The sequence below is a fragment of the Streptomyces longisporoflavus genome, assembly GCF_014649775.1.
Taxonomy (GTDB): domain Bacteria; phylum Actinomycetota; class Actinomycetes; order Streptomycetales; family Streptomycetaceae; genus Streptomyces; species Streptomyces longisporoflavus.
The window spans coordinates 25571-47306 of sequence record NZ_BMTR01000020.1; the positions used below are offsets into that span (position 1 = coordinate 25571).

Genomic DNA, 21736 nt, shown 5'->3' on the forward strand with positions numbered 1-21736 from the left:
TACGGACCAATGCGGGCGACCGCCGGACGGAGTCAGCCGCCCCCGCCCGCCACCTCCTCCCGCACCCGCAGCAGCAGCACCGACCGCGCGGCCATCACGACCGCGGAGTCGGCCCGCAGCACGGTGCCCGGCGCCGCTGCCTGCTCCTCCAGGGACGTGTCCACCACCACCTCGTACGACCGGGCCCACGGCGCCCCCGGCAGCACGAAGCTCCCGGCGCGGTCCGCCGCGTGCAGGACCGCGAGGAAGCTGTCGTCGACGACCGGCGCGCCCCGCGCGTCACGGCCGGGGATGTCGCGCCCCGACAGATACATGCCGAGCGTCGCGGTCGGCGCGTACCAGTCGCCCTCCGTCATCTCCGTCCCCCGCGCCGTGAACCACGCCAGGTCCCGAAGACCGTCCGCCGAATGCGCGCGGCCGGAGAAGAACGCCCGTCTGCGCAGCACGGGATGCCGGTGCCGCAGGGCGATGAGCCGGGACGTCAGGTCGCACAGCGCCCGCCACCCCGGCTCTTCGAGCAGCCCCCAGTCCACCCAGCTGACCTCGTTGTCCTGGCAGTACGCGTTGTTGCTGCCCCCTTGCGTACGCCCCATCTCGTCGCCCGCGACGAGCATCGGCACCCCCGTGGAGAGCAGCAGCGTCGTCAGGAGATTGCGCAGCTGCCGCCGCCGCAGCTCCGTCACCCGCTCGTCGGCGCTCTCGCCCTCCGCGCCGCAGTTCCACGAGCGATTGTCGTTCGAGCCGTCCCTGTTCCCCTCGCCGTTGGCCTCGTTGTGCTTGCGCTCGTAACTCACCAGGTCCCGCAGCGTGAACCCGTCGTGCGCCGTCACGAAGTTCACCGACGCGTACGGCCGCCGGCCGCCCCACGCGTACAGGTCGCTCGACCCCGAGAGCCGGTAACCGAGATCCCGCACGTCGGGCAGCGCGCCCCGCCAGAAGTCCCGTACCGCGTCGCGGTAGTGGTCGTTCCACTCCGTCCAGAGAGGAGGGAAGGCCCCCACCTGATAGCCGCCGGACCCCACGTCCCACGGCTCGGCGATCAGCTTCACGCGCCGGAGGACCGGGTCCTGCGCGATCACCGCGAGGAACGGCGAGAGCATGTCGACGTCGTGGAACGAACGCGCGAGCGCCGCCGCCAGATCGAAGCGGAAGCCGTCCACGCCCATCTCGGTCACCCAGTAGCGAAGGGAGTCCGTTATCAGGCGCAGCACGTGCGGCTGCACCACCTGGAGCGTGTTCCCGCAGCCCGTGTAATCCGCGTACCGCCGCGCGTCGGAGGGCTGGAGGCGGTAGTAGCCGCGGTTGTCGATGCCCTTGAGCGAGAACATCGGGCCCAGCTCGCCCGCCTCCGCGGTGTGGTTGTAGACCACGTCCAGGATCACCTCGATCCCGGCCTCGTGCAGCGCCCGCACCATCCGCTTGAACTCGCCGACCTGCTCGCCCCGCGTCCCGGACGCCGCGTACGCCGCGTGCGGCGCGAAGTAGCCGATCGAGTTGTAGCCCCAGTAGTTGCGCAGGCCTCTTTGCAGCAGGTGGTCCTCGTGGGCGAACTGGTGCACCGGAAGCAGCTCCACCGCCGTCACACCGAGTCGTACGAGATGGTCGATCGCGGCGGGATGCGCAAGGCCCGCGTACGTGCCACGCAGCTCCTCCGGAATCCCCGGATGCAGCTTGGTGAAGCCGCGCACATGGACCTCGTAGATGACCGAGTCCGCCCACGGGGTCTTCGGACGCCGGTCGTCCGCCCACTCGTCGTCCGGCGCGTCGTCGTGCACGACCACGCCCTTGGGAACGTACGGCGCCGAGTCCCTGTCGTCCCGCACCGTGTCGGCCACCTGCTGCTGCGGCCAGTCCCGCACGTGTCCGTACACCTCGGGCGGCAGGCCGTACGTGGCGAAGTCGCCGTCCACCGCGCGCGCGTAGGGGTCGAGGAGCAGCTTCGCCGGATTCCAGCGGGCGCCCGTCCACGGGTCCCAGCGGCCGTGCACGCGATATCCGTACCGCTGGCCGGGCAGGACACCCGGCACGAAGCCGTGCCAGATCTCGTGCGTCAGCTCGGTCAGGGGCGAGCGCGTCTCGACGTCGTCGGCGTCGAACAGGCAGAGCTCGACGGCCTCCGCACCCCCCGCCCACAGCGCGAAGTTGGTGCCCGCGACGCCGTCGGGCCCCACTTTGAACCGCGCGCCGAGCGGCGTCGGCGCCCCCGGCCACACGGGCAGGCTCCGCGGGCCGCGTGCCGCCCCCGGCGCGGCGCGCGACTCCGTCGACGTTCCGTTCACGGCGGGCGCCACGCCGTTCACGGCCCCGCGCGGCCCACTCCGGAGTGCTTCCTGTTCGGCTGCGCTGGACACCCATCCGCCTCCTGCGGCTCGACCCCTGCCGCGTCCCGGCGGCAGGGGCGTACCAGACCGGACGACGCGCGTGGACCCCAGAGCCCGTGCCGTCCTCCCCACTGTTCTGCCCACCGGGTGGGTCGCACTCACGTTTCCCCGGGAGGGGGACCGTCGTTGGGACGGGCGTGAAACAGGTAGAGGGGCGCGCTCGGCGCGCAGGGGCCGCGCTGGCCGCCGTGATGACATGGGCAGGACTGCTCGCCGGAGCCGCCGGATGCACCGCCGACAGCGGCGGCATCGACCGGATCATGGGCAAGCCGCGGTCGCCCGCCGACGCGATCCGGGTGACGCCCGACGACGGCAGCAAGGCGGTCAAGGGCGACGAGCGGCTGCGGGTCGAGGTGCCCGACGGACGCCTCGAATCGGTGAAGGTCGTCCGCGTGCAGGACGCACAGGAGGCCCCCGTGCCGGGCCGTATCGACAAGGACGGCATGACCTGGAGGCCACTGGACCAGGGGCCTCTGGCGCTCGGCGCGAAATACTCGGTGGACGCCGTCGCCCTCGACGGCCACGGCCGCCGCTCGGCCCGGCACACGACGTTCACGACGTACGTCCCCGACGAGCGGTTCACCGCCTACGTGGGACCGGAGAACCGCTCCACCGTCGGCACCGGCATGATCGTCTCCCTGGAGTTCAACCGCGAGGTCGAGAACCGCGAGGCCGTCCAGCGCGCCATCAGCGTGACCGCGAACCCCGAAGTCGAGGTCCGCCCGCACTGGTTCGGCGACACCCGCCTCGACTTCCGCCCCGAGAAGTACTGGAAGCCCGGCACGAAGGTCACCGTCGGCCTGCGCCTGCGCGACGTCGAGGCCGCCCCCGGTGTCTACGGCCTCCAGGACAAGAGCTTCTCGTTCACGATCGGCCGCAGCCAGACCTCCCTGGTCGACGCCGCCGCCAAGACCATGGAGGTACGCCGCGACGGCGAGCTCGTCTCCACGGTCCCGATCACCGCGGGCGCCCCGCGGACCACCACGTACAACGGGAAAATGGTGGTCACCGAGATGCTTGAGGTGACCCGGATGAACAGCCGCACCGTCGGCTTCGGCGGGGAGTACAACATCCCCGACGTCCCGCACGCGATGCGCCTGACCACGTCCGGCACCTTCCTGCACGGCAACTACTGGGCACCGGACGCCCCCGGCAACACCAATGTCAGCCACGGCTGCGTGGGCCTGCGCGACGTGAAGGGCGGCAGCTCAGAGACCCCGGCGGGGTGGTTCTTCGACCGCACTCTGATTGGCGATGTGGTGGAAGTTGTCAATAGCGATGACAAGAAAGTCGCTCCTGACAACGGGCTCGGTGGCTGGAACATGGGATGGAAGGAGTGGACGGCACCGCCCGGCGGCAAGCCGGAAGCCAAGCCCGGGGACCCGCGCTGAGACAGCGCCCGCACCACATGCGCAGTTGGGACTGAACAGTGACATTGGCGAGGAGTCATCGGTCAATGGCGTGTGGTTATCTAGCGGCGGTGCGTGTCTGTGCGCACCGATGCACTGGGGTGCGGGCCTGACCAGGCCGTGCGAGGGGAGACACATCTTGAACGGGCGACCGATATCGGGGACGTCGGTTGGTGCGCGGGGGCGCGCGCGGCGACACGGGGCCAAGGGCCTCTTTGCGGTGGCATCGGGTGTGACGCTGCTGTTGGTCACGGCATGCGGCGGGGGAGGCGGCTCGGACGCGGGCGGCGACGACAAGGGCAAGGCCGACAAGAACGCGCCGTCGGCCGCGGTGGTGACCATAGCGCCCAAGGACGGCGCCGACTCGGTGGCCACCAGCGGGGCCCTGAAGATAGCCGCCGACAAGGGCAAGCTGTCCAAGGTCGAGGTCAAGGACAGCAAGGGCAATCCGGTGCCGGGCAAGATAACCGCGGGCGGTGCCAGCTGGACGCCCGCGCACCACCTCGCGGCTTCCACGAAGTACAAGGTCCACGCGATAGCCGAGGACTCCGAGGGACGCGAGTCCGCCAAGGACACCACCTTCACGACACTGACGCCGAAGAACACCTTCATCGGCCAGTTCACTCCGGAGGACGGCTCGAAGGTCGGCGTCGGAATGCCGTTCTCGGTCCACTTCACGCGGGGCATCACCGACCCGGAGGCCGTCGAGAAGGCCATCCAGATCAAGACCGAGCCCGCCGTCGACGTCGAGCCGCACTGGTTCGGCAACGACCGCATCGACTTCCGCCCCGAGAAGTACTGGAAGGCCGGCACGAAGGTCACCGTCAAGCTCAACCTCGACGGCGTCGAGGGCCGGCCGGGCGTCTACGGCGAGCAGGCCAAGACCCTGAAGTTCGAGATCGGCCGCAGCCAGGTCTCCACCGTCGACGCCAAGTCCCACCAGATGAAGGTCGTCCGGGACGGCAAGCAGATCAAGAAGATCCCGATCACCGCGGGCGCACCCGGCACGACGACGTACAACGGCCAGATGGTCATCAGCGAGAAGCTCGCGGTCACGCGCATGAACGGCGAGACCGTCGGCTTCGGCGGCGAGTACGACATCAAGGACGTCCCGCACGCCATGCGCCTGTCCACCTCGGGCACGTTCATCCACGGCAACTACTGGTCGGGCGGCGCCTTCGGCAACACGAACGCCAGCCACGGCTGCATCGGCCTCAGTGACGTGCGCGGCGGCTACAGCAAGAAGACGCCCGCCGGATGGTTCTTCGCCAACTCCCTCATCGGGGACGTCGTGGTCGTGAAGAACTCCGCGGACAAGACGATCCAGCCCGAGAACGGCTACAACGGCTGGAACATGTCCTGGGAGAAGTGGAAGGCCTGACAGGTCGGCCGGGATCACACCCCGGCAGCATGTCGCCGTCATGCGGGGCACGGATAACGTGCCCCGCATGACATCTGTGCATCTCGAAGTCGCCGAGGGCGTCGGCACGATCCGCCTCGACCGCCCCCCGATGAACGCGCTCGACATCGCCCTCCAGGACCGGCTCAAGGAACTGGCCGAAGAGGCGACCCGGCGCGAGGACGTCCGCGCCGTGATCATCTACGGCGGCGAGAAGGTGTTCGCGGCGGGCGCGGACATCAAGGAAATGCAGGCGATGGACCACGCGGCGATGGTCGTACGGTCCCGCGCCCTGCAAGACTCCTTCACCGCCGTCGCCCGTATCCCCAAGCCCGTCGTCGCCGCCGTCACCGGCTACGCACTAGGCGGCGGCTGCGAGCTCGCCCTCTGCGCCGACTTCCGCATCGCCGCCGACAACGCCAAGCTCGGCCAGCCGGAGATCCTGCTCGGCCTGATCCCCGGCGCGGGCGGCACCCAGCGCCTGTCGCGTCTGGTCGGCCCCTCCAAGGCCAAGGACCTCATCTTCACGGGCCGCATGGTCAAGGCCGACGAGGCGCTCACCATCGGCCTGGTGGACCGCGTCGTGCCCGCCGCCGAGGTCTACGAGCAGGCGCACCAGTGGGCCGCGCGGCTCGCGCAGGGTCCCGCGCTCGCGCTGCGCGCCGCCAAGGAGGCCGTGGACGCGGGCCTGGAGACGGACATCGACACCGGGCTCGCGATCGAGCGCACCTGGTTCGCCGGTCTGTTCGCCACCGAGGACCGTGAGCGTGGCATGCGCAGCTTCGTCGAAGAGGGTCCCGGCAAGGCGAAGTTCCTCTGAAACCCGCCTGCGAAGCGATCAGTTGAGGGCGCGTCAGCCAAAGTGTCCCCCGAAGGAGCGGATTATGCATGGCTTAAGAGAACCTTAAGCCTGCCTGTCCCGGGGCTTTAAGTGATCATGCGTAAGCAAGCAGTCATCGCAGGTCACCGGGGGTGTAAGGGGGTCTTCCCTGCCATTGGCATATGCCTACCCGGCCCCCCGGAACGGTTGGTTCCGGGGAGCTTATTCCGACGGAACGTCCCCGGGAGGCGCTCTGTGCGGCCATGATGGGGAGCATGGCGGGGCTGGAGGATATCGAACAGCCGCGGCGACACGGGAGTGCGACCGCGGCCCGCTGGTCGCCGGCGGTCGAGGACGAACACGCGCTGAAGGCGCTGGAGTTGTTCGGCAATCCGACGGACGCGGAGGTTCCGCTGCCGTCGCGCCCGGAGTCCGCCGCCATCGCGCGTCGGCTCGCTCAGGTCGTGGTGCTGCGGCACTGGGGGCTCTCCCCGAAGCTGACCGAGGACGCGGTTCTCCTCACCTCCGAACTCGTCGGCAACGCCGTGCGGCACACCGGCGCCCGCGTCTTCGGGCTGCGGATGATGCGACGGCGCGGCTGGATCAGGATCGAGGTGCGCGACCCCTCGCGCGGACTGCCTTGCCTGATGCCGGTGCACGAACTCGACGTCAGCGGTCGCGGCCTCTTCCTCGTCGACAAGCTCTCCGACCGGTGGGGCGTGGATCTGCTGCCGCGCGGCAAGACGACCTGGTTCGAGATGCGGGTCGCCGACCGCTGAGGGTCGGCAACCGCTGATGATCGGCAGTTGATCGTGGGTGCGCGAAAGCCCTCGGGTACGCGAAAGCCCCCGGTCGCCGGTTGTGGCGCTGCGGGGGCTTTCGCGGAGCGCCGTGGACTAAGGGGTGTGGTCCACGGCCGCTGATGACGACCTGAGCCCGGGTCAATGGGGGTCGCGGCTCCGACTATGGCAGACGGGCGCCGACGATCCAAAAGCCCATAAGGGTCGATAGGTAACCAAATCATGACAGTTTAGAGGTGAATCCTTGGTGAGCTGGGACACCTACCTGGTAAACGCTGGTTAAGTTCTGGCTGTGACAGGGGATCCGCAAGGCGTCGAGCAGGGGTCGCCGGACTCCGCGGTTCCGACCCGCAGGCTCCGGGGGCGGGCAATCAGCGGCTTTTGACCGCTTTTACCATTAAATAGTCGGGTGATCGAGACTGACCGCCGCGGAGCCCTGCGTGCGGGCGCGGGACTGGCCGTCGCGGGCGCGCTCGCCGGGTGTGCTGGGGGCGCCGGGAGTGCCCGGGGTGCTGACGCTGCCGGAAGTGCCGGGAGCACCGGCATCGGCCCCGCCCCCGCCCCCGTACGCGACCGCCCCGGCTCCCCGAGTGGCCGCGCCACCCCGTCCCGCAAGGCGGCCCCCCGCCCCGCCCCGGCGCCCGGCCGCTACTCCGGACTCCCCGGACAGATCACACACGGGCCCCGCGACCGCCCCCGCGTCGCCCTCACCTTCCACGGCCAGGGCGACCCGGCCACCGCGCGCGCCCTGCTCTCCACCGCCGAGAACGCAGGCGCCAAGGTCACCGTCCTCGCCGTCGGCAGCTGGCTCGACGCACACCCCGAACTCGCCCGCCGCATCCTCGACGGCGGCCACGACCTCGGCAACCACACCCAGCGCCACCTCACGATCAACGAGCTGCCCGAAGCCGACGCCTACGCCGAGATCACCGGCTGCGCCGAACGACTGCGCCGCCTCACCGGCTCCATCGGCACCTGGTTCCGGCCCTCCCGCGCCGAGACGGCGACCCCTCTCGTCGCCCGCCTCGCGCGCCGCGCGGGCTACCCGCACGTCCTCTCGTACGACGTCGACTCCCTCGATTTCACCTCGCCCGGCGCCCCGGCCGTCACCCGCAAGATCGCCGCAGAGGTGCGTGCGGGCTCCGTCGTGAGCCTGCACTTCGGGTACGCGGACACGGTCGCCGCGCTCCCCGCCGTCCTGGAAGACCTCGAACGCCGCGGCCTGCGCGCGGTGACGACCACGGAGCTGCTGACCTGATGACCCTGCACCTGAATCTCACCCGGCGCACCGGAGCGGTCATCGCCGTCGGTGCCGTCGTCGCCGCCGCGCTCGCCGGCTGCGGCGGCGGCAGTGACGCCCGCGAGAACGAAGCGCTCGGCACCAAGGGCATCAAGAAGACCGCCGAGCCCAAGGCGGCGCCCGGCCTCCCCGGCATGCCGCCCCTCCTGGACCCCAAGGACGTCTACGCGGCCGACCGCCCGGGCAAGCTCTCCCCGGTGGTCAAGGACTTCCCCTCCCGTGTCTACGTCCCCAACACCAACACCAATACCGTCTCGGTCATCGACCCCAAGACGTACGAAGTGATCGACACGATCGAGGTCGGGATCCAGCCCCAGCACGTCGTCCCCTCCTGGGACATGAAGACGCTCTGGGTCAACAACAACCGCGGCCACTCGCTCACGCCCATCGACCCGAAGACCGGCAAGGCGGGCAAGCCGGTCGCCGTCCACGACCCGTACAACCTCTACTTCACGCCCAACGGCAAGTACGCGATCGTGATGGCCTCGATGGACCGCGAACTCGTCTTCCGCGACCCGCACACCATGAAGGAGGTCAAGACCGAACCGGTCAGCTGCTACGGCGTCAACCATGCCGACTTCTCGGCGGACGGGCGCTACTTCATCGTCTCCTGCGAGTTCTCCGGCGAACTCCTCAAGGTGGACACGGAGAAGATGAAGGTCATCGGCCAGCAGAAGCTGCCCTTCAAGGGCGCCATGCCACAGGACGTGAAGATCTCGCCCGACGGCAAGACCTTCTACGTGGCCGACATGATGGCCGACGGCATGTGGGTCCTGAGCGGCGACAAGTTCGACAAGCCGAAGCTCCTGCCCACCGGCAAGGGCACCCACGGTCTGTACATCAGCCGCGACTCACGCGAGATGTACGTGTCCAACCGGGGCGAAGGCACCATCTCCGTATTCGACTTCCCCAAGAACAAACTCACCAAGAAGTGGAAGCTCCCCCAGGGCGGCAGCCCCGACATGGGCGGGGTCTCGGCGGACGGCAACACCCTGTGGCTCTCCGGCCGTTACGACTCCGAGGTGTACGCCATCGACACCCGCACCGGAGTCCAGACCGCCCGCATCCCCGTCGGCGGCGGCCCGCACGGCCTCGCGGTCTACCCGCAGCCCGGCCGCTACTCGCTCGGACACACGGGAATCTTCCGCTGAGTGAATACAGCTGAATTCAGCTGAGTAATACAACGGTTGACCATCACGGCGAACGGGCACCAAAGGGGTAGATCGACCCTCCCCCCACTGCTCCGCCGCCCAGGAGGCCGCCCGTGCTCAAAGGCATCGACGTCAGCTCGTACCAGTCCACCTTCGACACGGACGGCATCTCTTTCGTCATCATAAAAGCGACGGAGGGTCGTTCGTACGTCAATCCGCGACTGACCGCACAGACGAAGCGGGCGCGGGACGGCGGCTGCGTGGTCGGCTTCTACCACTTCCTGTGGCCGGGGAACATCAAGGCCCAGGCGGAGTACTTCGTCAGCAAGGCCCCTGAAAAAGCGGGGGACTTGCTGGCGGTGGACTGGGAGTGGACGGGCGAGCACACGCGCGCGAGCAACGCGGAGAAGGACCGCTTCATCAAAGAGGTGAAGCGGCTGCGTCCGAACCACCGGGTTCTGTTGTACGCAAACCGCGATTTCTGGCTCAACTACGACACCACGTCGTACGCGGGCGACGCCCTCTGGATCGCCGACTACGTGACGGCGGGCAAGCCGCGCATCCAGGCGAAGTGGCGTATCCACCAGTACACGTCCTCGCCGCTGGACAAGAACGTCGCGGACTTCGCGAGCGAGGACGCGCTGCGGGACTGGGCCAAGCCCTAGCGTCCCGCGCCGCCCTCGCCGGCCGATTCAGGCGCGCCACTCCGGTGTCCGCTCCTGTGATGCCGAGTCCAGTGCCTTGCGGATCGCTTCCGTGTCTGCCGCGAGGCCGTAGACCGGGGTGCCAGGCTGTTGGCGCCAGGAGTTGTCCTGGCCGCCGTTGTCGACGGTGTCGAAGCCGATTTCGTCGATGAGGTCGCGTACGACCTTCTTGGCGGCCTCGTCGTCGCCGGACACCGGGAGCGCGACGCGGTCGGGTGCGCCCTTGGGGCGGGGCTTGTCGAGGATGTCCCCGGCGTACGTGCCGTTGAAGGCCTTGATCACCGGGTGGCCGATCTGCCGCTCGGTCCAGCGGCTCTCGGTCAGGCCCTCCTCGATCTCGGCGATCTTCCCGTCGCGCTGCTGCGGGTAGTAGTTGCCGGTGTCGATGACCGCGAGGCCGTCGGCCGCGCCGTCGAGGAAGCCCGCCGGCAGGTTCGGTACGGCCTTCAGGGGGATCGTCACGACGACGACCTGCGCGCCCCGCGCGGCCTCCTCGACCGTCACCGGCGTCGCGCCGGTTTCCTCGGCGAGGGCGGTGAGGGTGTGCGGACCCCGGGAGTTCGCCACGGAGACGTCGTGGCCGACCGCCGTGAACCGCCGGGTGAGATTGCCGCCGATGTTGCCCGCGCCGATGATGCCGATCTTCATGACTCGCGCCCTTCCGTGGTTCGTTCGCCTGGGTCGTAACGGAGCCAACCTCCGGAACGGGTGAGGTATTCCGGGCCGGGTGGTTCCGGCTGGGCGGTCGGCCGCTCGGATCTCAGAGTTTCACCACGATCTTGCCTGTGTGGGTATTGGACTCCATCAGGCGGTGCGCGTCCTGTATGCGGTCGAGGCCGTCGAAGACCTCGGCGATCGGCGGCCGGAAGGCTCCGTCGCGCAGCCCATGGTTCAGGAACGCCGTGGAGCGGCGGCGGCCGCCCGGCGTGGTGGTCAGGGCGAAGTTGGCGTACATGTGGATCTTGAGGCCGGCGATCCAGGGCAGCTCGGCGGGGCGTGGGTCGAGCCAGCCGTAGACGACGATGCTGCCGCCGTCCGGCACGAGCGCCTCGGCCAGGGTGCGGAGGCCGGGACCACCGAACGCGTCGAAGACGAGCTCGACACCGCGCCCGCCGGTGAACCGCTTGACCTCCTTCACGACGTCCTCTTCGTCCGTGACGACGACGTGCGCCGCGCCGATGTCGAGGAGTTGCCGCTTCTTCGCCTCGGTGCGCGTGGTGGCGACGGGGACGGCTCCGATGCGCCGGGCGACCTGGATCGCGGCGGTACCGACGCCGCTGGACGCGCCGGTGATCAGGACGTGGTCGCCGGGCCGCAGTCCGCCGGTCTCGATCATGCCGCCGTACGCCGTGGTGTAGGTGAGCCAGGCCGCGGCGCCGGTGACCGCGTCCACGTCGGCGGGGCGCGGCACGACGGCCGACGCGGGCAGGACGACGCGGTCGGCGTACACGCCCTGTGTGCTCATCTCGATGCCAGGTCCGGTGAACACCGTGTCGCCCGCGGTGAATTCGGTGACGCCCTCGCCGGTCTGCTCGACGATGCCCGCGGCTTCATAGCCGAGCCGCGAGCCGGGCACGGTGGCCTGGTAGTAGTAGCCCCCGGAGCGGAAGAGGGCTTCGGCGCGGTTGAGGCCCAGTGCCTCGACCCGGATGAGGACCTCTCCGGGGCCCGGCGCCGTCAGCTCCACCTCGCGGATTCCGAGGACTTCGGGGCCGCCGATCTCGTCGAAGAAGACGGTGCGGGCGGTGGTGGGTGTCGTTGCCTCGCGCTTCGTTGTGCCGGTCGTTGCGGTGATGCTGCCGGTCGTCGTTGTCATGCCGGGAACGCTATGCGGGCCGTGTGAGACGTTCCATGCCTGTCGATCTCGAAGTTATGCCCGTTCGTATCGCCGATTGCGGATCGCGCTACCGTACGGACATGGACGTACTCAGCGACGCGATCGCGGTCATGCGGACGGGGCGCCCGCACTCCTCCCGGACGTACAGGCGCGGCCCCTGGGGCATGCGGTTCCACCCGTCGAACGGCGCCGGATTCCATGTCGTCCTGCAGGGTTCCGCCTGGCTGCTTCCGGCCGGGGACGGCGCGCAGCCGGTGGCGCTCGGGCCCGGTGACGTCGCCTTCCTCGCGCACGGGCGGGGGCACGGCCTCGCGAGCGAACCCGGCGTACCGCTGGAGGAGTTCACCCCGGAGCCTGACGGTTCCCGGCCGAGGACGCGGCAGGACGACAGTGAGGGCGACGGCGCGGCCACCGTGCTGCTCTGCGGGGCCTACCAGCTGGACCGGGCGCGCGCCCACCCGCTCCTCGCCGAACTGCCCGAGGTCGTGCACCTGCCGGCCAGGGTCGGTGAGCACCCCTCGCTGCGCGCCGCCGTCGAGCTCCTCGGCGCCGAACTCGCGGACGCGCAGCCGGGGTCGGACGCAGTGGTCCCCGCGCTGCTCGACACGATGCTGCTGTACATCCTGCGGGCGTGGTGGCTGCGCGAGCGGACCACCGGGCATCCTGCGGGCTGGGCGGCGGCGCTGCGGGATCCGGCGGTGACGGCCGCGCTGGACGCGATCCATGACGACCCCGCGGGCCCGTGGACGGTCGAGGAACTCGGGGCGCGGGCGGGTCTTTCCCGTGCGGCGTTCGCCCGGCGGTTCATGGCGACGGTGGGGACGCCCCCGCTCGCCTACCTGACGTGGTGGCGGATGACGACGGCCGGGCGGCTGCTGCGTGAGGAGGATCTGCCGCTGCGGCAGGTCGCCGAGAGGGCGGGGTACACCTCCGAGTTCGCCTTCTCCAGGGCGTTCAAGCGGGAGTTCGGGGTGGCGCCGGGGCAGTACCGGAAGCTGCGGGCCGCCGGGTAGGCCGTACGCGAAGTGGTGTGTGACGCGGATGGCTGGTGTGACGAGGGGCACAGGAACGCGTTTGCGGGTGCGGAGAGATACGTGGTGTGAGGCCTACTGAACTGGGAGATGGCATCCATGCACGTATCCGGGCAGGTGAGCGCGAGGCGTTCGGGGAGTTGTACGAGGCGTACGCGCGGACGGTCTACAACCACGCGCTCCGGCTGACCGGCAACTGGTCGACCGCCGAGGAGGTCATGTCCGAGACCTTCCTCGCGGCCTGGCGTACCCGTGACCGGCTCGAACCGGGCGGCGGTTCGCTCAAGCCGTGGCTGCTCGGCATCGCCACGCACAAGGCGCAGAACGCCAACCGCGGCCTGCGCAGACGGCTCGCCTTCCTGCACCGGCAGCCGCCCCCGCCCGACGTGGCGGACTTCTCGGAGGAGTCCGCGGGGCGGCTGGACGACGCGCGGCGGCTCGCCGCGGTGCACGGTGCGCTGCGACAGCTGCGCCGCCCCGAGCGTGAGGTGCTCGTGCTCTGCGTGTGGTCCGGGCTCGATTACGCGGAGGCCGCCGAGGCGCTGGGCATACCGGTCGGCACGGTGCGGTCGCGGCTCTCGCGGGCCCGCGCACGGCTGCGGCGGCTCAGTGAGGACGGGGGCGGCGGGCTCGGTGGGGTGGGTGGGGCTTCCGCGTCAGAAGTACGGAAAGCGAAGAAAGTTACGGAACCGCTCCGTCGTCGCGGAGAGGTAGAGAGTGAGGCCGCGTTCGCGGCCCTGCCCCTGCGGGAGGAATTCCGATGAGCGCCGCCACCCCGCCGCCGGGAGAGGCCGAGGCCGCCGAACTGGCCCGCCTGCTGCCGGAGTCGGACGAAAACGAATGGCAGCTTCCGCCGGGGCGTCACCTTCACCACAAGGACGTCCTGATGCAGCAGATCGACCGCGACCGCGACCGCGACCACGACACGGCCCGGAGCCGGACCCCGCAGGCCGCCCTCGCCCCCGCCCCCGCAACGCCCCGGCGCCGCCTCCTGCGCCCCGCGGTGCTGATGCCGGCCGCCGCCGCGCTCGCGGCAGCCGGCGTCCTGCTGGCCACGCTGCCCTCCGACGACACCGACGGCGTCCGTGACATGGGCGCCGGCGAAGGCGCCACCGCCAACGCGGCCGTCACCCTCGACCGGATCGCGAACGCCTCCCTGAAGGCCGACACCCCGCGGGTCAAGGCCGGCCAGTTCGTCTACATACGCAGCCTGGTCCGGGGCAACGAGGGCAAGCTGGACGGCAAGGTGAAGCTCGGCGCTCCGTACAAGCAGCAGATGTGGATGTCGCAGGACCCCGCTCCCGTCACGAACCTCGGCATGATCCGCGAGAGCGGGAAGGGGGCGACGATGCCGGGTCAGGACGTCCCCGTCGAGGCGTCCGCCGTGGACGGTTCGGATGACTCGGGGGCCATTCCGGAGGGGCCCGAGCGGCCCACGTACAACTGGCTCGCCTCGCTGCCCACGGACCCCGACGCCCTGTTGAAGAAGCTGTACGCCGAGACGGAGCCGGCCGACGAGCGGGAGACGAAGGCGCAGGCCGTCTTCGACAAGATCGGCGACCTGCTCGGCCAGACGGTCATGCCGCCGGAGAACGCCGCCGCGTTCTACAAGGCCGTCGCCAAGCTTCCCGGGGTGACCGAGGTGCCCGACGCGGTGGACGCGGCGGGCCGCCACGGCATCGGGATCACGCTCGATGAGTCGTCGTACGCGACGCGCAGCGAATGGATCTTCGACAAGAAGTCCTTCGAGTATCTCGGCTCGCGCGGTTACATGACCAAGAACCACAAGCCGGGCGGCAAGCCCGGCAAGGCGGGCAACCCCGAGGTCCTCTACGGGAGCGACGCGGTCCTGGAGCGCGCGGTCGTCGATCAGAAGGGCATGGAGCCCGAATCCGCCGGCGAGCGCGGCTGAGTACGGTTCGGGCGCCCGCCCCGCACCGCCCGCAGCAGCAGAAAGAGCAGCAGGCCGAACGGCGAGAGAAGGATCGTCAGGACCAGGACCGGTCCCGTCACCAGCGGGTGCAGGCCGATGCGCCGAGCCTCGCGGTACATCCACTGTCCGATCAGCAGGTCCCAGGCGATGACCTGGGCCCAGATCGCGCCCGCCCCGTTGGCGAGTACGAGCAGTTCGCGGAATCCGTCGATGTCCGGGCTGCTGACGGCGGCCCAGAGTTCGGGGAGGACGGGCAGCGCCATCGCGGTGTAGACGGCGAGGATCGCCGCGAGCGCGGCGGTCGACGAGCTGATCGCGCGCCGCGGGTGGCGGACCCACGAGTCGAACCGCGCTGCCGCCGACCTGTCACGGGCCCTCGCCGCCATGGGGCGCCTCGGGCACGGGGCGTTCACGGAACTCCTCGACGAGTACGCCGACGCCGCCGAACTGATCGCCCGCGCCGACCTCGGCTATGTGGGCCGGCGGGTGGCGGTGGAGGACTTGGTGGAGAGCGTGGTGATCGGCACGGTCCTCGGCGAGGCGGTCTTCAACGCGATGCGGCGCTTGGCGCATGTGGACGCGTCGGCCCGGATGTACGGGGTCGGCGGAGCGGGGGCGCTCAGCGGCGAGGGGGAGGCGGCGGCAACCTAGGCGCGGGCCGACAACCTGCCGAGGGGCGCCTGAAGTTCGGCCCGGGCCCCGTCGCCTCGACGGCCCGTACGAACGCGGCGTGGGCGGCGTCCCCGTCGTTCGGGTCCTTGGTGCGTACGTCGGTCAGGTCGAGGAGGCCGAGCAGGCCCTCTGACCGACCCCTCTTCGCCGAGTTCGCCCCCGTACTGCGGGAGGGCGATGCCGGCGTCGATGAACGCGGCGTCGGCTGCCCTGCGCCCTTCGAGCGCGGCGCGCATCGCCGGAGCTCGCGGCCGGTACGACGCACGCGCTGCTGCTGCGCGACGGGCGTGCGCTCGCCTCCGGCCGCGTGGACGACGTACTGACCGGCGACCAGGTCAGCAAGTGCTTCGACCATCCGGTGCGGCTCACGCGCACGGAGGGGCGGTGGAGCGTGCGGGCGGTGCGGCACACCCGCTGAACACGCGGAAGGGGCCCGGCACGCGCGTGCCGGGCCCCTTCCGCGTACTGCCCCTGCTTACGTGTCCGGGCCCCTACTTGTTCAGGCTCGCCCAGAACTCGTCGAAGGAGAGGCGCTTGTCCTTGTCGGCGTCCTTCGTGCCGATCACGGCCTCGGCCACCGTCTCGGTGACGTAGAAGTCCCCCATCTTGGCCATGGCCGACTTCCACTCCGCCGCTGTGATGAAGCCGTCGCCGTCCGCGTCGAACTGCTCGAACGTCTTACGCGCTTCCTCGATGTCCGCCACCGGATCCACCCCTTCTTCGTGCACTACTGACGGGACTCAGGGTATCCGCCGTACGGGTGACTTCCGGGACGAGGGCTCAGCACTCGATGATGTTCACGGCGAGCCCGCCGCGCGCGGTCTCCTTGTACTTCACGGACATGTCGGCGCCCGTGTCCTTCATGGTCTTGATGACCTTGTCGAGGGAGACCTTGTGGCTGCCGTCGCCGCGCATCGCCATCTTCGCGGCGGTGACGGCCTTGACCGCCGCCATGCCGTTGCGCTCGATGCAGGGGATCTGGACGAGGCCGCCGACCGGGTCGCAGGTCAGGCCGAGGTTGTGCTCCATGCCGATCTCGGCCGCGTTCTCGACCTGCTCGGGGCTGCCGCCGAGCACCTCGGCGAGCGCGCCCGCGGCCATCGAGCAGGCGGAGCCGACCTCGCCCTGGCAGCCGACCTCGGCGCCGGAGATCGAGGCGTTCTCCTTGAAGAGCATGCCGATCGCGCCCGCCGCGAGCAGGAAGCGGACCACGCCGTCCTCGTCCGCCCCGGGGATGAAGTTCATGTAGTAGTGCAGGACCGCCGGGATGATGCCCGCCGCGCCGTTCGTCGGGGCGGTGACCACACGGCCGCCCGCGGCGTTCTCCTCGTTCACGGCCATCGCGTACAGCGTGATCCACTCCATGGAGCGGGCCAACGGGTCGCCCTCGGCGCGCAGCTGGCGCGCGGAGTTCGCCGCGCGGCGGCGCACCTTCAGGCCGCCCGGCAGGATGCCCTCGCGGGACATGCCGCGCGAGACGCAGGACTGCATGACGCCCCAGATGTCGAGCAGGCCCGCGCGGATCTCCTCCTCGGTGCGCCACGCCTTCTCGTTCTCCAGCATCAGCGCGGAGATGGAAAGGCCCGTCTCCTCGGCCAGGCGGAGCAGCTCGTCGCCGGTCCGGAAGGGGTGCTTGAGGACCGTGTCGTCCGGCACGATCGGGTTCTCGCCGGCCACGGCGTCGTCGTCGACCACGAAGCCGCCGCCCACGGAGTAGTACGTCTTCTCCAGGAGGAGGGCGCCCTCACGGTCGTACGCGAAGATCGTCATGCCGTTGGCGTGGTACGGCAGGGCCTTGCGGCGGTGCAGGATCAGATCCTCGTCGAAGTCGAAGTCGATCTCGTGCATGCCGAGCAGATTGAGGCGGCCGGTGCTCTTGATCTGCTCGACGCGCTCGTCGGCGGACTCGACGTCGACCGAGCGCGGGGACTCGCCCTCCAGGCCGAGCAGAACCGCCTTCGGGGTGCCGTGGCCGTGCCCCGTCGCACCGAGGGAGCCGTAGAGCTCGGCCCGTACGCAGGCGGTGTGGGCCAACAGGCCCTCGTTCTTGAGGCGGCCGGCGAAGATGCGGGCGGCGCGCATGGGGCCGACCGTGTGGGAGCTGGACGGGCCGATGCCTATCGAGAACAGGTCGAAGACCGAGAGGGCCACGAGAAACTCCAATGGTGATTGGTAGACGCCGTTGTCTGCCGGGGTGGTGCAGAAAACTACGAACGCGGGGCATGAGCCGGGGCACCGCACTCACTGTCTTCACTGTCCAGTGTGCGCGGTGCCCCGAAGATTCGTACGAAAGAAAAGCGTACGAAAATGCTACAGGTTGGGGTACAGCGGGTGCTTTTCCGCCAAGGCGGAGACGCGAGCCTTCAGGGATTCCGCGTCGAAGCCGGGCTTCAGCGCCTCGGCGATGATGTCGGCGACCTCACGGAAGTCGTCCTCCTGGAAGCCGCGGGTCGCGAGCGCCGGCGTGCCGATCCGCAGGCCCGAGGTGACCATCGGGGGACGCGGGTCGTTCGGGATCGCGTTGCGGTTGACCGTGATGCCGACCTCGTGGAGACGGTCCTCGGCCTGCTGCCCGTCGAGCTCGGAGTTGCGCAGGTCCACCAGGACCAGGTGCACGTCCGTGCCGCCGGACAGGACGTCGACGCCGACGGCCTTCGCGTCGTCCCGCACCAGGCGCTCGGCCAGGATGCGGGCGCCGTCCAGGGTGCGCTGCTGGCGCTCCTTGAACTCCTCGGAGGCCGCGACCTTGAAGGAGACGGCCTTGGCCGCGATCACGTGCTCCAGGGGACCGCCCTGGAAGCCGGGGAAGACCGCGGAGTTAAGCTTCTTCGCGAACTCCTTGTCGCGGGCCAGGATGACGCCGCCGCGCGGGCCGCCCAGGGTCTTGTGCGTGGTGGAGGTCACCACGTCCGCGTACGGCACCGGGTTGGGGTGCAGACCGGCGGCCACGAGACCGGCGAAGTGCGCCATGTCGACCCACAGCTTCGCGCCGACCTCGTCGGCGATGCGGCGGAACTCCGCGAAGTCGAGCTGACGCGGGTAGGCGGACCAGCCCGCGATGATCACCTTCGGGTTGTTCTCCTTGGCCAGGCGCTCGACCTCGGCCATGTCGACCAGACCGGCCTCGTCCACGTGGTACGCGACCACGTTGAACTGCTTGCCGGAGAAGTTCAGGCGCATGCCGTGGGTGAGGTGGCCGCCGTGCGCCAGGTCGAGGCCGAGGATCGTGTCGCCGGGCTGGGCGATCGCGAAGAGAGCGGCCTGGTTCGCGGAGGCGCCGGAGTGCGGCTGGACGTTGGCGTACTCGGCGCCGAACAGCTCCTTGATCCGGTCGATCGCGATCTGCTCGGTCACGTCCACGTGCTCGCAGCCGCCGTAGTAGCGGCGGCCGGGGTAGCCCTCGGCGTACTTGTTGGTGAGGACCGTGCCCTGGGCCTCCATGACCGCGACGGGAGCGAAGTTCTCCGACGCGATCATTTCCAGGGTGGACTGCTGACGGTGGAGCTCGGCGTCGACGGCGGCGGCGACGTCCGGGTCCAGCTCGTGGAGAGGGGTGTTGAGAAGCGACATCAGGTGGTCCCTAGGGGTCTTCGGGGGGCTTCAGCTGCCGGAGAACTCGGTGTACTCGTCGGCGGAGAGCAGGTCCTTCGGCTCCTCCGTGACGCGCACCTTGAAGAGCCAACCACCCTCGAACGGGGCGGAGTTGACGAGCGAGGGGTCGTCCACGACGTCCTGGTTCGACTCGACGACCTCACCGGTCACCGGCGAGTACAGGTCGCTGACCGACTTGGTCGACTCGAGCTCGCCGCACGTCTCGCCCGCGGTCACCGCGGCGCCGGCCTCGGGAAGGTCGGCGTAGACGACGTCACCGAGCGCGTTGGCGGCGTGCTCCGTGATACCGACCGTCGCCACGCCGTCCTCGGTGGCCGAGAGCCACTCGTGCTCCTTGCTGTAACGCAGCTGCTGGGGGTTGCTCATGACCTGAATTCTCCTGTACGCGGGTGGGTGCTGCGGAACGGGGATGATGTGCGTGGGGTCACTTCCGGCTCGGCGCGGAGCCGGAGGCGTCACTTCTGGCGCTTGTAGAACGGCAGTGCCACGACCTCGTACGGCTCGTGCGTGCCCCGGATGTCGACGCCGACACCCGCGCTTCCGGGGGCCGCGTGCGCCGCGTCGACGTACGCGATGGCGATCGGCTTGCCGAGCGTCGGGGACGGCGCGCCGGAGGTGACCTCGCCGATGACCTTGCCGTCGGCGACCACGGAGAAGCCCGCGCGCGGGATGCGGCGGCCCGCGGCGATCAGGCCCACCAGCTTGCGCGGGGGAGCGGTCTCGGCGCGCTCGGCGGCGGCGGCGAGCGCGGCGCGCCCCACGAAGCTCTCGGACATCGAGGTCTTCTCGAACTTCACGACCCGGCCAAGGCCCGCGTCGAAGGGCGTCAGCTCGGCGGTCAGCTCGTGCCCGTACAGCGGCATGCCCGCCTCCAGGCGCAGCGTGTCGCGGCAGGAGAGCCCGGCCGGGACCAGGCCGACGGGCTCGCCCGCCTCCATCAGCGCGTTCCAGAGCTTCTCGGCGTCACCGGGCGCGACGAAGAGCTCGAAGCCGTCCTCGCCGGTGTAGCCCGTGCGGGCGATCAGGGCGGAGACGCCAGCGACCGTGCCCGGCAGGCCCGCGTAGTACTTCAGGCCGTCCAGGTCGGCATCCGTGAGTGACTTCAGGATGCCGGGGGACTCGGGACCCTGGACGGCGAGCAGGGCGTACGCGTCGCGGTCGTCGCGGACCTCGACGTCGAAGTCCCCGGCGCGGTCGCGCAGGACGTCCAGGACATTCTGGGCGTTCGACGCATTGGCGACAATCATGTACTCCGGGGCGTCGGGCTCGCCGAGCCGGTAGACGATCAGGTCGTCCAGGATCCCGCCGTTCTCGGCACAGATCATCGTGTAACGGGCGCGGCCGACACCGATGGAGCCGATGTTGCCGACGAGCGAGAAGTTCAGGAAGTCCACGGCCTGCGGTCCGGTGACCGTGATCTCGCCCATGTGGGAGAGGTCGAAGAGACCGGCCTTGGTGCGCACGGCGACGTGCTCGTCGCGCTCGCTGCCGTAGCGCAGCGGCATGTCCCAGCCCGCGAAATCGGTCATGGTCGCACCGAGCGCGCGATGCACGGCATCGAGGGCGGTCAGACGGGGGACGGTACTCATACGGGGAACTCCCAGGGGCATGACGGGCGAGGTCGATCCTCCCCATCTGTCATCGGAACCTGAGAGGTTCACCACGACCCGTCCGTAAAGGGGGTCATGACTTGCACCTTGGGTGGAGCCGCCGGGGCGGCCCGCTTTTCAGATGTGCCTCGCCCGCGCGGTACGGGGCCTGAGAGATTCAAGGGAGGGACTTGCTCCTTCGGCGCCCCGGAGCGCCTTGACGACGGTGTCCGGGAACTCTCCCGCGCGGATTCAAACGGCCTGTATGGAGTTTGCGCGCACATCATTGCACGCGCCCCTGTCACAGGGCAGTGCCGATCGAGTAATGCCCTTGTGCCGCATTACCTTCTCTTTACACTTGCCGGGGAAGCTGCGGTAAGCAGTTACGTGACCGCTTAGGGGAGGCCGATCACGGTGCGCAGGACGAGTGTCTACGCGACCAGCACGGGGGTGGCCCTGCCCAAACAGGCCGCCGCCCCCACCAGGGAGAGCTGCGGCCCCCTGCCCGCGGCCGTCGTGCGCGACCTGCGGCAGCGCACGGGCCACAGCCCGCACCGCCTCACGTTCGGCGCGGGCGATCTCGTCGTCGTCTCCGGCCTTCCGGGCAGCGGCAAGTCCACGCTGATGCGCCGGGCCGTCGCGGGGCCGCGCATCGACTCGCAGGACACCCGCGACCGCTGGGCCCGGCGCATGCCGCGCCTGCTGCCGTACGCGGTCTACCGCCCCCTGGTCCGCATCGCGCACTACGCGGGCCTGCGCACCGCCCTGCGCTCCGGCGAGGGCGTCGTGGTGCACGACTGCGGCACCCAGGCGTGGGTGCGCCGCTGGCTGGCCCGCGAGGCCGCGCGGCGGGGCACGACGCTGCACCTGCTGCTGCTCGACGTGGAGCCGGACACCGCCATAGAGGGCCAGCTCTCGCGCGGACGCGGCGTGTCGAGATACGCCTTCGCACGGCACCGCAGGACCATCGGCCGCCTGATCGGCGCCGCCGAGCGGGGCGATCTGCCGCGCGGCTGCGGTTCCGCGATCCTCCTTGACCGGACGGCGGCGGGCGTCCTGGGCGGGATCGGCTTCGGGGACTGAGCCGCCCTCCGGAGG

General features: G+C 70.1%; 21 protein-coding genes and 2 riboswitches. Of the genes, 12 read left to right on the top strand and 9 right to left on the bottom strand.

The annotated features are described in order from the left end of the window. Positions 1–32 precede the first annotated feature (32 nt). Complete coding sequence (glgX, locus tag IE226_RS32365) at positions 33–2351, bottom strand: glycogen debranching protein GlgX (RefSeq protein WP_190084993.1); 2319 nt, start codon at positions 2349–2351, stop codon at positions 33–35. A 221-nt stretch (positions 2352–2572) separates the two neighbouring features. Here glgX and IE226_RS32370 point away from each other — a divergent pair, with 221 nt between their 5' ends. The 7 genes from IE226_RS32370 to IE226_RS32400 all read left to right on the top strand — a co-directional run bounded on the left by IE226_RS32370 (position 2573) and on the right by IE226_RS32400 (position 9925). After that, a complete protein-coding gene (locus IE226_RS32370; RefSeq protein ID WP_229871669.1) occupies positions 2573–3772 on the top strand; it encodes a L,D-transpeptidase in 1200 nt (399 codons plus the stop codon). 157 nt (positions 3773–3929) lie between these two features. Continuing rightward, the gene (locus tag IE226_RS32375; RefSeq protein ID WP_190084995.1) at positions 3930–5171 is read left to right on the top strand and encodes a L,D-transpeptidase; all 1242 of its coding nucleotides are present in this window, start codon (positions 3930–3932) and stop codon (positions 5169–5171) included. Positions 5172–5238: 67 nt separating this feature from the next. Beyond that, positions 5239–6009, top strand: coding sequence for an enoyl-CoA hydratase/isomerase family protein (locus IE226_RS32380; RefSeq protein ID WP_190084996.1), 771 nt, complete (start codon positions 5239–5241; stop codon positions 6007–6009). A gap of 275 nt (positions 6010–6284) precedes the next feature. Beyond that, positions 6285–6788: an ATP-binding protein gene (locus IE226_RS32385; RefSeq protein WP_190084997.1), complete on the top strand. Its 504-nt coding sequence runs from the start codon at positions 6285–6287 to the stop codon at positions 6786–6788. Between the two features lie 430 nt (positions 6789–7218). Further along, a complete protein-coding gene (locus IE226_RS32390; protein ID WP_190084998.1) occupies positions 7219–8067 on the top strand; it encodes a polysaccharide deacetylase family protein in 849 nt (282 codons plus the stop codon). Then, complete coding sequence (locus tag IE226_RS32395; RefSeq protein WP_190084999.1) at positions 8067–9260, top strand: YncE family protein; 1194 nt, start codon at positions 8067–8069, stop codon at positions 9258–9260. Before IE226_RS32390 ends, IE226_RS32395 begins: the two co-directional genes overlap by 1 nt. Positions 9261–9373: 113 nt before the next feature. After that, the gene (locus IE226_RS32400; RefSeq protein ID WP_190085000.1) at positions 9374–9925 is read left to right on the top strand and encodes a glycoside hydrolase family 25 protein; all 552 of its coding nucleotides are present in this window, start codon (positions 9374–9376) and stop codon (positions 9923–9925) included. 27 nt (positions 9926–9952) lie between these two features. On the opposite strand, the gene IE226_RS32405 is transcribed toward IE226_RS32400, so the two are convergent. After that, positions 9953–10660: an NADPH-dependent F420 reductase gene (locus IE226_RS32405; protein WP_373307078.1), complete on the bottom strand. Its 708-nt coding sequence runs from the start codon at positions 10658–10660 to the stop codon at positions 9953–9955. Between the two features lie 64 nt (positions 10661–10724). After that, the gene (locus IE226_RS32410) at positions 10725–11780 is read right to left on the bottom strand and encodes a zinc-dependent alcohol dehydrogenase family protein (RefSeq protein ID WP_190085002.1); all 1056 of its coding nucleotides are present in this window, start codon (positions 11778–11780) and stop codon (positions 10725–10727) included. Positions 11781–11881: 101 nt separating this feature from the next. Here IE226_RS32410 and IE226_RS32415 point away from each other — a divergent pair, with 101 nt between their 5' ends. The 3 genes from IE226_RS32415 (at position 11882) to IE226_RS32425 (ending at position 14744) form a co-directional block, all read left to right on the top strand. Then, complete coding sequence (locus IE226_RS32415) at positions 11882–12814, top strand: AraC family transcriptional regulator (RefSeq protein ID WP_190085003.1); 933 nt, start codon at positions 11882–11884, stop codon at positions 12812–12814. Positions 12815–12900: 86 nt separating this feature from the next. After that, a complete protein-coding gene (locus tag IE226_RS32420; protein ID WP_373307080.1) occupies positions 12901–13596 on the top strand; it encodes an RNA polymerase sigma factor in 696 nt (231 codons plus the stop codon). Continuing rightward, the gene (locus tag IE226_RS32425; protein ID WP_190085004.1) at positions 13593–14744 is read left to right on the top strand and encodes a CU044_5270 family protein; all 1152 of its coding nucleotides are present in this window, start codon (positions 13593–13595) and stop codon (positions 14742–14744) included. The genes IE226_RS32420 and IE226_RS32425 overlap by 4 nt, the downstream gene beginning before the upstream one ends. Here IE226_RS32425 and IE226_RS32430 read toward each other — a convergent pair. Beyond that, entirely contained in the window at positions 14702–15151 is a 450-nt protein-coding gene (locus IE226_RS32430; RefSeq protein ID WP_190085005.1) for an abscisic acid-deficient protein Aba4 family protein, read from the bottom strand. The two genes, IE226_RS32425 and IE226_RS32430, sit on opposite strands and share 43 nt — an antisense overlap. On the opposite strand from IE226_RS32430, the gene IE226_RS32435 reads away from it, so the two are divergent. Continuing rightward, positions 15150–15416 carry a hypothetical protein gene (locus tag IE226_RS32435; protein ID WP_190085006.1) on the top strand — a complete coding sequence of 89 codons (267 nt, stop codon included), beginning with the start codon at positions 15150–15152 and terminating at the stop codon, positions 15414–15416. The genes IE226_RS32430 and IE226_RS32435 overlap by 2 nt on opposite strands. A gap of 512 nt (positions 15417–15928) precedes the next feature. Here the strand turns inward: IE226_RS32435 and IE226_RS32445 are convergent. The 5 genes from IE226_RS32445 to gcvT form a co-directional block, all read right to left on the bottom strand. Further along, complete coding sequence (locus IE226_RS32445; protein ID WP_190085007.1) at positions 15929–16141, bottom strand: EF-hand domain-containing protein; 213 nt, start codon at positions 16139–16141, stop codon at positions 15929–15931. 76 nt (positions 16142–16217) lie between these two features. Then, positions 16218–17588: an L-serine ammonia-lyase gene (locus tag IE226_RS32450; protein WP_190085078.1), complete on the bottom strand. Its 1371-nt coding sequence runs from the start codon at positions 17586–17588 to the stop codon at positions 16218–16220. A gap of 159 nt (positions 17589–17747) precedes the next feature. Further along, on the bottom strand, positions 17748–19007 hold the full coding sequence (gene glyA, locus IE226_RS32455; RefSeq protein WP_190085008.1) for a serine hydroxymethyltransferase: 1260 nt from the start codon (positions 19005–19007) through the stop codon (positions 17748–17750). A gap of 30 nt (positions 19008–19037) precedes the next feature. Then, a complete protein-coding gene (gcvH, locus tag IE226_RS32460; protein ID WP_190085009.1) occupies positions 19038–19415 on the bottom strand; it encodes a glycine cleavage system protein GcvH in 378 nt (125 codons plus the stop codon). 89 nt (positions 19416–19504) lie between these two features. Continuing rightward, positions 19505–20638, bottom strand: coding sequence for a glycine cleavage system aminomethyltransferase GcvT (gcvT, locus tag IE226_RS32465; RefSeq protein ID WP_190085010.1), 1134 nt, complete (start codon positions 20636–20638; stop codon positions 19505–19507). A gap of 36 nt (positions 20639–20674) precedes the next feature. After that, positions 20675–20786: riboswitch (glycine riboswitch) on the bottom strand. Next, positions 20787–20893: riboswitch (glycine riboswitch) on the bottom strand. It lies immediately after the preceding riboswitch. Between the two features lie 153 nt (positions 20894–21046). Here gcvT and IE226_RS32470 point away from each other — a divergent pair. Next, positions 21047–21721 carry an AAA family ATPase gene (locus tag IE226_RS32470; protein ID WP_190085079.1) on the top strand — a complete coding sequence of 225 codons (675 nt, stop codon included), beginning with the start codon at positions 21047–21049 and terminating at the stop codon, positions 21719–21721. The last annotated feature ends 15 nt before the right edge of the window (positions 21722–21736 follow it).

Bases quoted from the DNA above. Each gene is read 5' to 3' on its own strand.
- IE226_RS32435 (WP_190085006.1), top strand. From the start codon at position 15,150: ATGGGGCGCCTCGGGCACGGGGCGTTCACGGAACTCCTCGACGAGTAC.
- IE226_RS32415 (WP_190085003.1), top strand. From the start codon at position 11,882: ATGGACGTACTCAGCGACGCGATCGCGGTCATGCGGACGGGGCGCCCG.
- IE226_RS32380 (WP_190084996.1), top strand. From the start codon at position 5,239: ATGACATCTGTGCATCTCGAAGTCGCCGAGGGCGTCGGCACGATCCGC.
- IE226_RS32430 (WP_190085005.1), bottom strand. From the start codon at position 15,151: ATGGCGGCGAGGGCCCGTGACAGGTCGGCGGCAGCGCGGTTCGACTCG.
- IE226_RS32370 (WP_229871669.1), top strand. From the start codon at position 2,573: ATGACATGGGCAGGACTGCTCGCCGGAGCCGCCGGATGCACCGCCGAC.
- gcvT (WP_190085010.1), bottom strand. From the start codon at position 20,638: ATGAGTACCGTCCCCCGTCTGACCGCCCTCGATGCCGTGCATCGCGCG.
- IE226_RS32395 (WP_190084999.1), top strand. From the start codon at position 8,067: ATGACCCTGCACCTGAATCTCACCCGGCGCACCGGAGCGGTCATCGCC.
- IE226_RS32385 (WP_190084997.1), top strand. From the start codon at position 6,285: ATGGCGGGGCTGGAGGATATCGAACAGCCGCGGCGACACGGGAGTGCG.
- gcvH (WP_190085009.1), bottom strand. From the start codon at position 19,415: ATGAGCAACCCCCAGCAGCTGCGTTACAGCAAGGAGCACGAGTGGCTC.
- IE226_RS32425 (WP_190085004.1), top strand. From the start codon at position 13,593: ATGAGCGCCGCCACCCCGCCGCCGGGAGAGGCCGAGGCCGCCGAACTG.
- glyA (WP_190085008.1), bottom strand. From the start codon at position 19,007: ATGTCGCTTCTCAACACCCCTCTCCACGAGCTGGACCCGGACGTCGCC.
- IE226_RS32410 (WP_190085002.1), bottom strand. From the start codon at position 11,780: ATGACAACGACGACCGGCAGCATCACCGCAACGACCGGCACAACGAAG.